The organism is Bradyrhizobium sp. (assembly GCF_035484855.1).
GTDB lineage: Bacteria > Pseudomonadota > Alphaproteobacteria > Rhizobiales > Xanthobacteraceae > Bradyrhizobium.
Genome location: NZ_DATHOP010000030.1, coordinates 1 through 12,611, shown reverse-complemented (window position 1 = coordinate 12,611; position 12,611 = coordinate 1). Strand labels below are relative to the sequence as shown.

General features: G+C 63.8%; 10 protein-coding genes. 7 read left to right on the top strand and 3 right to left on the bottom strand.

All coding sequences use genetic code 11. From position 1 onward, the window contains the following. Positions 1-1,642 (top strand): autotransporter domain-containing protein (locus tag VK804_RS03900; RefSeq protein WP_325368037.1); only part of this gene is annotated, 1,642 nt, incomplete at its 5' end. Between the two features lie 9 nt (positions 1,643-1,651). Here the strand turns inward: VK804_RS03900 and VK804_RS03895 are convergent. Next, positions 1,652-1,984 carry a hypothetical protein gene (locus VK804_RS03895; protein WP_325368035.1) on the bottom strand — a complete coding sequence of 111 codons (333 nt, stop codon included), beginning with the start codon at positions 1,982-1,984 and terminating at the stop codon, positions 1,652-1,654. Between the two features lie 315 nt (positions 1,985-2,299). Next, the gene (locus VK804_RS03890) at positions 2,300-3,019 is read right to left on the bottom strand and encodes a DUF2147 domain-containing protein (RefSeq protein WP_325368033.1); all 720 of its coding nucleotides are present in this window, start codon (positions 3,017-3,019) and stop codon (positions 2,300-2,302) included. A 194-nt stretch (positions 3,020-3,213) separates the two neighbouring features. Here VK804_RS03890 and VK804_RS03885 point away from each other — a divergent pair, with 194 nt between their 5' ends. The 3 genes from VK804_RS03885 (at position 3,214) to VK804_RS03875 (ending at position 8,803) form a co-directional block, all read left to right on the top strand. Further along, entirely contained in the window at positions 3,214-4,122 is a 909-nt protein-coding gene (locus VK804_RS03885) for a DUF2147 domain-containing protein (protein ID WP_325368031.1), read from the top strand. Positions 4,123-4,392: 270 nt separating this feature from the next. Further along, a complete protein-coding gene (locus VK804_RS03880) occupies positions 4,393-4,665 on the top strand; it encodes a hypothetical protein (protein ID WP_325368029.1) in 273 nt (90 codons plus the stop codon). A 412-nt stretch (positions 4,666-5,077) separates the two neighbouring features. After that, the gene (locus VK804_RS03875) at positions 5,078-8,803 is read left to right on the top strand and encodes an autotransporter domain-containing protein (RefSeq protein WP_325368027.1); all 3,726 of its coding nucleotides are present in this window, start codon (positions 5,078-5,080) and stop codon (positions 8,801-8,803) included. Between the two features lie 72 nt (positions 8,804-8,875). On the opposite strand, the gene VK804_RS03870 is transcribed toward VK804_RS03875, so the two are convergent. After that, entirely contained in the window at positions 8,876-9,097 is a 222-nt protein-coding gene (locus VK804_RS03870; RefSeq protein ID WP_325368025.1) for a hypothetical protein, read from the bottom strand. Between the two features lie 43 nt (positions 9,098-9,140). On the opposite strand from VK804_RS03870, the gene VK804_RS03865 reads away from it, so the two are divergent. The 3 genes from VK804_RS03865 to VK804_RS03855 form a co-directional block, all read left to right on the top strand. After that, entirely contained in the window at positions 9,141-10,394 is a 1,254-nt protein-coding gene (locus tag VK804_RS03865; protein WP_325368023.1) for an extensin family protein, read from the top strand. Between the two features lie 103 nt (positions 10,395-10,497). After that, complete coding sequence (locus VK804_RS03860; RefSeq protein WP_325368021.1) at positions 10,498-11,427, top strand: glycine reductase; 930 nt, start codon at positions 10,498-10,500, stop codon at positions 11,425-11,427. A 44-nt stretch (positions 11,428-11,471) separates the two neighbouring features. Continuing rightward, on the top strand, positions 11,472-12,611 hold a 1,140-nt coding region (locus VK804_RS03855; RefSeq protein ID WP_325368019.1), incomplete at its 3' end, for a CoA transferase.

Sequence of the window (12,611 nt, the reverse complement as noted above, 5' to 3'; positions counted from 1 at the left end):
TGCGCTGGAGGTGAATGGCTCGATCGCCTCGTCCAGCCTGACCACGGTGAATGCCAACGGCGTCCTGACGGGCACTGGTTCGGTCGGCAACACCACGGTCGCCAGCGGCGGCACGCTGCTGCCCGGCAATGGCACGCCGGGTTCATCGTTGACGGTCGCCGGCAATCTGGCATTCCAGTCCGCCGCGCTCTATCTCGTCCAGCTCAATCCCGCCACTTCGACGTTCACCGGCGTCACCGGCACCGCGACGCTGAACGGCCTCGTGGGTGCGAGCTTTGCGTCCGGCACCTATGTGGCCAAGCAATATACCATCCTGACCGCCGCGGGTGGCGTCAGCGGCACCTTCAGCGGGGTTGACTCGCTCGGTCTTCCCGCAGGCTTCAAGATCAGCCTGAGCTATGATGCTCACGACGCCTATCTCGATCTGGCGCTCGGTTTCGGCGTGCCGGGCGGCCTCAATATCAATCAGCAGAACGTCGCCAATGCGCTGACCGGGTTTTTCAATGCGACCGGCGGCATCCCCATCGTGTTCGGTGAACTGACGCCCGCAGCGCTCACGCAAATCTCCGGCGAACTCGCGACCGGCTCGCAGCAGGCCACGTTCGATGCGATGGGCCTGTTCATGGGCCTGCTGACCGATCCCTTCATGAATCGTTCGGGCAATGGCGCCAACGGTGCGGGCGCGACGCCGTTCGCCGAGGAAGCGAGTGCCTATGCTTCCAACGGCAGGCCGCGCACGAACAGCGAGCGTGACGCCTACGCCGCGATGTATGGCAAGGCGCCGCCGGCCGCCCCCTTCGTTCCGAGCTGGAGCGTGTGGGCGGCGGGCTTTGGCGGTTCGCAAACCACCGACGGCAATGCGGCGCTGGGATCGAACACCGCGAGCAACAGCATCGCCGGCACGGCGGTCGGCGCCGACTATCGCTTCTCGCCGTACACGCTGGCCGGTTTCGCGCTCGCCGGCGGCGGCACGAATTTCAGCGTCAACGGATTCGGCAGCGGCCGCTCCGACCTGTTCCAGGCCGGCGCCTATGTCCGCCATATGCAAGGACCGGCCTATATCTCGGCCGCGCTCGCCTATGGCTGGCAGGACATCACGACCAACCGCACCGTCACCGTTGCCGGCATCGACCAGCTGCAGGCGCGCTTCAACGCCAATGCTTATTCGGGTCGCGCCGAGGGCGGCTATCGCTTCGCCACGCCATGGATGGGGGTGACGCCCTACGCGGCCGCGCAGTTCACCACTTTCGATTTGCCGGCCTATGCGGAGCAGGCGATCGTGGGCAGCAACATGTTTGCGCTCGCCTATGGAGCGAGGGACGTCACCGATAGCCGCAGCGAACTCGGCATTCGCACCGATAAATCCTTTGCCATGCAGAACGGCATCTTGACTTTGCGCGGCCGCTTCGCCTGGGCGCATGATTTCGACCCGGATCGCGGCATCGGCGCCACCTTCCAGTCGCTGCCGGGCGCTTCCTTCGTCGTCAACGGCGCGGCGCAGGCGCATGACTCCGCGTTGACGACCGCGTCCGCCGAAATGAAGTGGATGAATGGCTGGTCGGCGGCGGCGACCTTCGAGGGCGAGTTCTCGCAAGTCACGCGCAGCTACGCCGGCAAGGGCGTGGTGCGCTACGCGTGGTAACCGCTCCGTTCAGCCATGCCGGTATTTCGGAACCAGATTGATCGGCCTCGAAGGCCTCGCGGCGGCAGCATCGCTTGCGGGCGCTTCCGTCGCAGCCGCCGGCGTCTCGACCTCGAACACCGCCCGGCAGCCTTCGCTCAAATAATCGCGCTGCCGTTCCATGCAGGCGGTGATGCGGTCCACGTTCGGTATTTCCGAGCTGCAGAGCCGCATCGCATCGCCTGAGCACATCTGCTGCTGTTCGAGCGTGTAGGCGTGGGAGGCCGTCGTCAGCATTCCCAGCGCGAGCACGATCGCCACCGTGAGTTTGCAGTGCCCGGTAATCGAAGACTTTAACGCCATCCGATGCCTCCTTCGCGGGCGCGCGGCTCATACGCCGATCCGCCGCTGTTTCGTCGGCAGCAATAGGCAGCATTGGTTGCAGCGTTTTTGCGCGGGAAGCAGGAAATGGTTTCGTCGGAAAGGGGAATTGTTTCGTCGCGGGCTTTCTTGGTGTCATTCCGGGGCGATGCCAACGGGTCCGGCCTCCGGCCGGCCCGATGACAGGCTCCGCATCGAACTACGATGTGCAATTGCACATCTGAGAATCTCGAGATTCCGGGTTCGCCCTACGGGCGCCCCGGAATGACGAGAATAGAACAGAGGCCGCGGGCCGCGTCAGCTGACCCGGTTCCAGGTCTGGCCGCCGCAGAACATGCCGCCGAAGGCGCAGCCCTGTACGCGCATCGCGTTCGGCCCCTTCATGACGACGGTCGAGTCGTAATTCTTCCCCGAGTCGGGATCGTGGATCTGGCCCGTCCACTTCGCATTCGACGGTTTCATGTCGATGAGGATTTTCTCGCCGGTCTTGACGGCGTAGCCGCAGAGATTCTGTCCGCACTGTTCGACGCGAACATTGCCCTTGTTCTCTTCCGTCGCCCAGATGCCGAGCGGGGTGGTCGGAGCCGGCGCGGGTGCCGCGGCGACCGGAGTAGGCGCGGGCGTAACAGTCGCTACGGGTGCCGGAGCGGCGGGTGCGATGTCATTGGCGACCGGCGCGGGCGCGGTCGAGGCCAGCGTTGTTGCCGGAACGGGTGGGGCGCTTGCGACCGGTGCGGCCGCCGGCGCCGCGGCCTGGATGACCGGCGCGGGCGAAGGCGCAGATTTCGGCGCGGGCCGCACGACATCGTCATCGTCGTGGCTCGCCTTGATGCTCTTGAAGCCGAAGTCGGAAGCCGAAACGCCGGGCGCCGAGATCTGGATGCAGGACAGTTCGCTGCAATGCTTCGGCGCCTCGATCCGGACGTGGTGGCCGTTGACCTCGAACGAAATCGAATTGCCGGCATGGGCGGCGGTGCCGGTCATCAGCAGGGCTGCGAGAACGTAGCGCATCTTCATGAGTGCCTCCTCAAAGCGGGCTTGAAACCTGCCAGGACCCTAAACCCGGCCGGCGGCGGATTCCGTGACCTGCGTCACAAGGGCCGAAAACTGCGACCGGCGGCGCGCGCAGCACCGGCCACGGTGATTCAAATCACATTCGATAGCGGCCTCGCGGAGCTAGTTTCCGCGACATCCAAGGGAAGGGACCAGCGATGACCCGATATTACTATCTGCTTGCGTTGCTGCTGGTCAGTTCGCCCGCTCATGCCGGCGAATCGTTTTCGTTCACGGTTGCCGGACACCGCATCCACGTCGAGGCACCGCGGCATTGCAATTCCGCCTCCTGCGTCTCGGTATCGATTCCCGGAATTTATGAATCGCGTCGAACCCGCGATCGAGATGATGATGTCGCGGCAGCTCCGGCTCCGGCTACAGCTCCCGCTGTCGCCGCCGTACCGAAGCCGCCTGCGCCAGCCGCTGCGCCGGTTTCGATGCCGCCAGCCCTTCAGCCGGCCGCCAAGGCCGTAACCGAAAAGGCTGCCGCGGCTCCGGTCATCGCCGCGCCGCCACCGGCGCCGGTCAAGCCGATCGCTTGCCCGCAGGAAGCCGCCGCGCCGCGCCCGCAAGCCGCTGCGCCATCTAACCCCCCTCCGGTCGCCGGGCCTGTCGTTCCGCCGGCTGCACCGCCGGTCGCGCCGCCGCCGGTCGTGACCCGGCCCGCGCCCCAGGGAGCGCCCAAGATCATCAAGGTCGAAGACGAGGCGCCGGCCACGACCCCGCTCGGCGACTGGCAGACCGAGGGGAAAAAGGGATCGGTTCGCATCGAACCATGCGGCCGCGCGCTGTGCGGATATGCGATCAATCCGCGGTCGGACACCTCGGGTGAATCGGTCCTGATCAACATGAAGCCGAAAAACGATTCCGAATGGTCGGGCAACATCTACAGCCGCGACAGCAAGAACACCTATTATGCAGAGATCGCGATGCAGGGGCCGAACTCGCTCCGCGTCGAGGCCTGCGCGTTCGGTCGCTTCTTCTGCACCGGCAATGTCTGGACCCGGATCAGCCCGCCGCAGCGGCTGATTACCTCGCGCCAGATCGTCAACGAGCCGCGGACGTAGCGATACGCGTGGCGATACCGCGCTCCGTCATTGTCAAAACTCGCCATGCCCGGGCATAGGCGAGCGCAAGCCACGCCGTCCTTCGGGCGGCTATGCCCGGTCATGACGAAAGAGCGAAGCAACGTCTTCGCCGCGTCTCGAAGCATGATGCCCCGTATCCAGCGCCTCAGTCAGCATTTCCAATTTGTAATCGATTCCATCTGAACCGGCCCACGCGCATGGCGCGACCGATGGCTGAACGCGGAGCTGCCACGAAGATGGAGATCGACGATGAAACGCCTGGCTCTCGTCACCCTGCTGCTGCTGGGCTCCGTGCTCGGCGCGCATGCCGACAACGACGTCTATACCAACATCACCAAACAGAAGCGCGGCGACGACGTGCTGCAGGTCGACACCAGCTATTGCTCGCAAACCCTGGGCGCGCCGCAAAGCGGCGTTCCGACCTCGCAGGCCTACAAGACCTGCATGCGCACGCGCGGCTGGCGCTACAGCCATACTGTGCGCGACCATTCGCGCGACGGCATGTATTCCCGATCCGGATGAGCCCGGCATGCTATGCAAGGATTTCACCATCGGCGGCATCACCGGCTCGGATTGCTCGAATATGTGGTGAGGGCGGGTTCGCGAGGAGGACATCGCAGCGGAATCTCGGTCGCATCGTACTGTTGCGCATATGCACCAGGCAACCGGGAAACGCATCTCTGGAAAGCTCCGTTATATGTGCCCTTGACCACCATGCTAGCGTGAGTTTTGGGGCTGCGGCACAAACGTGGACGCCGCCGCGGGGCGTGAAATTGTGGCTTGTGGTTTTCATTTTCGATCGCGATTGACGGCGACCAAGGCCGAACGATCTGGCTCGGTCGCAGGGCGTGTTGACCGCTTTAGCGACGCCATACTGGTTGTAAGCGCTTGGCTCGGAGCGGCCCGTGCACGAGGGTCGCGAGGTCGGAGAAAGTTGCAGCTGTCGCTCGCGACGTCGCTGGCAACCATTTGCTTGGGTGCTGTTCCCACTCATGCGCAGACAACGAACTGGACCGGCGGCACCGGCAGCTGGTTTGTCAACGGCAACTGGAGCAACGGTGTCCCGAGTTCAATCGAAGGCCAGATCAATGTCACGAATGGTGGGACGGCACAGATCAATGGAGGTGTGGCCAATGGAGGCGTAGGAAGCACTTTATCGATCACCAACGCCGGTAGCACCGTCGACCTCCAGGCGGGTGGGAGCCTGTTCACCGGCACCCTCAACATCAACAACGGCGGCACGCTCCTGCTCAGCGGCTCGACCGCGGTCACGACCGCGAACGGCATCAACCTCGGAGGCGGTACGCTGGAGTCCGCGACCACCGGCTCGATTGGCAACAACATCAAATTCCAGCCCAACGTGACCAGCACCGTCGCGGCAGCGGCAGGCCAAACGCTCACGCTGAGCGGGTCGGTCTTCGATCTCACCATTAATAATCCGCACCTGGTTTTCGGCTCTGCCACGAATACTGGTACTGTGGTCATTGCTGCATCCATCCTCAGCTTCGGCAACGGCCAGGCCACGATCGACGTCGCGGGGGGCACTCTGCGGGCGGGAAACTCGAGCCTTGGCAGTATCACCGGTTTGACGCCCACGACGGTACATGCTGGCGCGACTCTGGATTTCAACGATCAGGCTGGAAGCGTTCTCGGCAATCTTCTTGGCGATGGCCGGGTGCTAATAGGGACCAACTCCACAAGCACTCTTTCGATCTTCAAAGGCAATTTCTCGGGTCAAATAAGCGGTTCGGGCCAGTTAGGGATATCTGGATCCTCAAGCGACACGCTGACGCTCTCGGGCCCTAACGATTATACTGGCGGCACGACGATCTCGTCGGGAACGCTGCAGCTTGCCGGCGCGGGGACGCTCGGCAACATCGGCAATGCTCTAACAATGAGCACGAATATTGGTATGTTCTTTCCTCCTGGCCCCGCCATCCCGAACATTCTCGATCTCGGCGGCTCTACCCAGACTCAGAACGGCGGCGTCACGCTTATAACCGGCACGATCCAGCACGGCGCGCTTTCTTCGTCGGGCTTGTTCGACGTTCGCTCCGGCACTGTTTCCGCAACACTGACGGGCAGCGGTGCCTTGACGAAGTCGACTACTGGAACCGTTACCCTGTCAGGCCCGAACAGCTACACCGGAGGCACCTCTGTCAACGCGGGCGTGCTTGAAGCATCGCATGCAACGGCTGGCGCGATCGATGCGCTCGGCACCAATACGGTAGTGCTCAACGGCGGCACATTGCGTTCAACAGTGAGCGGCCAGTTGGCGAACGGCTTGAGTTTCGCAAATGGCGCGACCGGTACATTTTCGGTAGCCGCGACACAGACCGTGACCACAACCGGTTTTTTGACTTTTTCCGACAACAGCGTGGCACGCTTCGGTTCGGCAACCGACACTGGCACCGTCGTGATCGGGCCTCCCGGCGGAATTTTCATTTCTCCAAGTTCGCAACTTGAAGTGAACGGCGGCACGCTGCGTTCCGCAGCCGGTTCAAGTTTCCTGAGCAGTCTGACCGGGGCCAATGCATCGACCACCGTCGCAACGGCCGCCACATTGGACTTCAACGACCAAATGTCCCCCTCCTCAGGTGGAATCAACAATTTGCTTGGCTCGGGGCTGGTAGTAACCGGCACAAACGCAACAACCGACCTGCGGATCGCGAGCGGTACCTTTGCCGGTGAAATCGCGGGCGCTGGTAGCGTGCACGTCTCGAATTTCTTTCCTGCGACGTTCAACGGCACGCTGCTGCTGACCGGAGCCAATAGTTACACTGGCGGAACGTTCATCGATGCGAACCATGTGCTGCAAATCGGCAACGGCGGCGCTACCGGCTCGATCATCGGCGATGTCGCTAACAACGGCATGTTCGCGATAAACCGCGACAATGCCTACGCATTCGCCGGTGTGATTTCAGGTAACGGCGCTCTCCAGCAAAACGGGTCCGGCAACACCATTCTCACCGGCGCCAACACTTATGTCGGCCCTACGTCCGTGAACGCCGGCACGCTCAGCGTCAGCGGTTCGATTGCGCCGTCCTCGATGACGACTGTAAATACCGGCGGCGAGCTCAGCGGCAGCGGCATCGTCGGCAACACCGTGATCAACGGCGGAATATTCATGCCGGGCAACGGTACGCCGGGCTCTGCGATGACTGTCGCCGGCAATCTCGCGTTCCAGTCGGGCTCGCTCTATCTGATACAACTCAATCCCGCCGCATCGACCTTCGCCAGCGTGACCGGCACTGCATCATTGAACGGCAATGTCGGAGCGCTGTTCCTGCCCGGCAATTACGTGGCAAAGCAATATACCATCGTCAGTGCTGCCGGTGGCGTCAACGGCAGCTTCAATTCGCTGGTGAACACCAATCTTCCATCATCTTTTGCTGCCAACTTGAGCTATGACGCCAATGACGCGTATCTCAACGTCGAGCTTGCGCTGTCGCAACTGCCCGGCCTGAACGGCAATCAGAGGAACGTCGCAAACGCGCTCTCGCGCTTCTTCAACACCTCCGGCGGTATCCCACTGGTGTTCGGCACCCTGACCCCGGCAGGCCTGACCCAGGCGTCAGGCGAAACCGCGACGGGATCGCAGCAGACTACCTTCGATGCGATGACGCAGTTTCTCTCCCTGCTGCTCGATCCGTTCGTCGCGGGACGCGGCGACAACACGGCATCGACCACGAGCACGACGCCGTTCGCGGAGGAGGGCGCTTCGAGTGCCTACGCATCGAGTGGCCGCAAGGGCAGCGGCGCCGAACGCGACGCCTACGGCATGATGACCAAGGCCGCGCCGCGCAACAATCTGTTCGATCCGCATTGGAGCATCTGGGCGGCGGGTTTTGGCGGCTCGCAAACCACCGACGGCAACACGACGCTGGGTTCGAACGGCACCACGAGCAGCGTGTTCGGCACCGCGGTCGGTGCCGACTATTTTTTCTCGCCACGCACGATTGCCGGGTTTTCGCTTGCGGGCGGCGGTACCAATTTCAGCGTCGCCAATGGCGGCTCCGGACGCTCGGACCTGTTCCAGGCCGGCGCCTTCGTGCGTCACACCGTTGGCGCATCCTACGTCTCCGGCGCGCTTGCTTACGGCTGGCAGGACATCACGACCAACCGCACGGTGACCGTCGCGGGTATCGACCAGCTTCAGGCGCGCTTCAACGCCAACGCATTCTCCGGCCGGGCTGAAGGCGGCTATCGTCTTGTGACGCCATGGATGGGGGTGACGCCTTACGCCGCCGCGCAATTCACGACCTTCGATCTGCCGACCTATGCGGAACAGGCAATCGTTGGCTCCAATACCTTCGCGCTGGCCTACAACGCCAGGAGCGTGACCGACACGCGCAGCGAATTGGGTATCCGCACCGACAAATCATTTGCGATGCAGAACGCGATCCTGACCCTGCGCGGCCGTTTTGCCTGGGCGCACGATTTCAATCCGGACCGCAGCATCGCCGCCACCTTCCAGGCGCTGCCGGGTGCCTCCTTTGTCGTCAACGGCGCGGCGCAGGCGAGCGACTCCGCGCTCACCACCGCGTCAGCTGAGATGAAATGGATCAATGGCTGGTCTGTCGCCGTCACATTTGAAGGCGAATTCTCGGATGTCACCCGAAGCTACGCCGGTAAGGGAGTCGTGCGGTACACGTGGTGAGCCCAAATCAAAACGCCCGGCGGCTGGAACGATCCAGTCCGCCGGGCGCTTTGGAAACCGAAGCTCTCTGCCCTAGAACACGCCGAGCACGATGGCACCGACAAAGGCAAAGGCGATATACGCGGTAACAACGCTCAGTCTGCCGACGAAAGTCATGGGGAACGCTCCCTGGTTCACGTCGCTGCCCGCTGCAACGCCGAAACTAGCAAATCGTTCCCTGGCAAAAAAGTAAGCGTGGCTGCCACTCGCGCTCTCGCCGCGCCGCACCGCATGGTTAAAGATTAGTGAAATCAAGGCGTTGATTACTCCTTAAATAAATTCGCGCAATCCTGCCCGGATGACGCGCGGAGTTCGTTTGTATCTCGTCGGCTCCATCGTCCTTGTAACGCTGGCGGGTTGCGGCCACGGATTTTTCGAGTCCGCGGAGCGCGAACCATGGCGGGCCGAGGCCGAATTGGCGTGCCTGAAATCCGGCGCCGTGAAGGAGGGGCCGGACCTGGTCCGGATCGATCCGATTTCCGGCCCCGGCGTGTGCGGCGCGGAATATCCGCTCAAGGTCTCGGCACTCGGTGAAGGCAACAGCAGCTTCGGTTTTGCCGACGATGATTTGCGGCCGCCCGGCAATATCGGAAACCAGCCGCGCTGGCCGGTTTCGCAGCCGCCGCCACAGGCTTATCCGCCGCCCTATCCGCCATCCTATCCCGACAACGCGCAGCGCCAGCCCCCCTACAACGCGCCGAGCAACGGTCCGATCTCGCTGACCGCGCCCGGCGTTGCCCCCGACGAGGACGATATCGAACTGCCGCCCGAGGGCGCGCCGGGATCGAGCCGGCCAGTTTCACGCGGCGCGTATCCCCCGTCATATCCGGCCGCACCGGCCTATCCGCCGCGCGACCGCGCTTCCGCGCCATATCCCGCGCGGCCCGAGGCCGCCGCGCCTTACACGCCTGCGGAGCCGCTGCCGCGGCTCGGCCCAGTGCAGGGCAATCCGGTCGCATCCGTCGGACCGGTCGCCGTCAAACCGGCGGCGACGCTCGCCTGTCCGCTGGTCTCAGTGCTCGATCACTGGCTCGCTGATTCCGTGCAGCCGGCGGCCCAGCGCTGGTTCGGCGCCCGCGTCGTCGAGATCAAGCAGATCTCGGCCTATTCCTGCCGCGGCATGAACGGCAATCCGCACGCCCATATTTCCGAGCACGCGTTCGGCAACGCGCTCGACATCGCGGCCTTCACGCTCGCCGACGGCCGGCGCATTTCGGTGAAGGACGGCTGGAAGGGCCTGCCGGAAGAGCAGGGTTTCCTGCGCGACGTGCAGGGTGCCGCCTGCCAGCAGTTTACCACGGTGCTCGCGCCCGGCTCCAACGTCTATCACTACGATCACATCCACGTCGACCTGATGCGCCGCACCTCGCGGCGGCTGATCTGCGAGCCTTCTGCGGTCTCGGGCGAGGAGATCGCGGCGCGCGCGGCGGGACGCAACCCCTATGCCTCGCGCGAGCCCAATGTGACGGGATCGCTCGGCGGCACGCATGTGGCGCATGTCCACAAGTCGCGCGAGAAAGTCAACGAGGAAGACGAATTCGAGGACGAGTAGAAGGGCAAGCGGATCTCGAACATTCGCGATTTGACGTCTGTTTTTTGTGGAACGTGCGGGCTATCCTCAGGCCTCGTGCCGGAACGCAAGGAGAGACACCAACATGCCAGGCTCGCTCGATGACCAACTCGGCTTTGCGCCTGACTACGATTCGCCGGTCCCCTACATGCAGCGGACCCGCGACTATTACACCGCGATCGGCTACACCACGCCCTATCGCTGGGCGCATTACATCGATGCGCCGTTCCATCAGTTGAAGAAGCCGCTCTCGCAATCGCGGGTGACCATCGTCACCACCGCCGCCCCCTACGATCCGGCGAAGGGCGATCAGGGGCCGGGTGCGGCCTATAATGGCGGCGCAAAATTCTACAAAATCTATGACGGCGACACCTCGAAGCCGCACGATCTGCGCATCTCGCATATCGGCTACGACCGCAAGCACACCACGGCGACCGACAGCGGCACCTGGTTCCCGCTGCCGCAGTTGCTGATGGCCGCGGCCGCAGGGCGGATCGGCGAGGTCGCGCCGCGCTTCTTCGGCGCGCCGACCAATCGCAGCCACCGCGTCACCATCGAAATCGATGCGCCCGACATCCTCGCCCGCTGCCTAGCGGATGCAGTCGACGTCGCCGTGGTGGTGCCGAACTGCCCGGTTTGCCATCAGACCTCCGCGCTCGTCGCCCGCCACCTGGAGGCCAATGGCATTTCGACGGTGGTGATGGGATGCGCCAAGGACATCGTCGAGCACGCCGCGGTGCCGCGCTTCCTGTTCAGCGACTTCCCGCTCGGCAATTCCGCCGGCAAGCCGCACGACGTGGAGTCGCAGGCGCTGACACTGGAGCTGGCGCTGCGTCTTCTGGAGACGGCCTCCGGCGCCCGCACCACGATGCAGTCGCCGCTGCGCTGGAGCGCGGATGCTTCCTGGAAGCTCGACTACAACAATGTCGCGCAGATGAGCCCGGAAGAACTGGCGCGGCGCCGGGCCGAATTCGACAAGCAAAAAGAGATCGCGCGCGGCAACCGCGCCGCCTGACGCGCCATTAAAGAACAAGAAAAATTCCATCAGGAGGAGTCCGCGTGACCCGACCGTTCGAAGGCGTGAAGATTCTCGACTTCACGCAGGTGCTGGCCGGCCCCTATGCGAGCTATCAGCTTGCGCTATTGGGCGCCGACGTCATCAAGGTGGAACGGCGCGAAGGCGAGGACATGCGCCGCACGCCGCTATCCCGCGAATGGGCCGAGCGCGGGCTGGCGCCGGGCTGGCAGGCGATCAACGGCAACAAGCGCAGCCTGACGCTCGACCTGCAGAAGCCGGAAGCGATCGCGATCGTGAAAAAGCTCGCCACCGAGGTCGACGTCGTGATGGAGAATTTTCGGCCCGGCGTGATGGACAAGCTTGGCATCGGCTACGAGGGCTTGTCGGCGATCAACCCAAAACTGATCTATTGCGCGATCTCGGGCTTTGGGCAGACCGGGCCGGAGCGGCTCGGCGCCGGTTACGACGGCAAGATGCAGGCACTGAGCGGCATCATGGCGATAACAGGCCATGAGGAGAGCGGCCCGACCCGCGCCGGCTTTGCGATCTGCGACGTGCTGTCGGGATCGACCGCCGCGTTCGGAGTGTCGAGCGCGCTGTTCCAGCGCAGCCATACCGGCAAGGGACAGTTGGTCGACGTCTCCATGCTGGAGGCGACGCTGGCGTTCCTGTCGGGGCAGGTGGCGGATTACACCGTCGCCGGCCATCGCCAGAAACAATCGGGCAATCAGGCGGTCAGCCGAAGGCCCACCGCCAATCTGTTCAGGGCGGGCGAGGGCTATCTGCTGCTCGCGGTCAACAGCGAGAAGCAATATCAATCACTGATGACCTCGATCGGCCGCGCCGATGCGCTGCAAGACCCGCGCTTCGTCGACTGGTTCGCGCGGCAGGAGAACGAGCCGGCGTTGCGCGCCATCATCGAGCAGGAACTGGCGAAGAAGGACCCGCGCGAGTGGGAAAAGATTCTCGACAAGGCCGGCGCGCCCTGCGCCAGCATCTGGAAGGTCGAGGAAGTGATCGATCATCCGCAGATAGCGGCGCGCGGCGCCGTGCAGGAGATCGACACCCCCTACGGTCGCCTCCGCTTCGCCGGCTCAGGCTTCCGCCTGGCGCATGGCGGCGGCAAACTCGACCGCATGGCGCCGGAGCCGGGCGCCCACAACGACGAGGTGCTGGGCGCG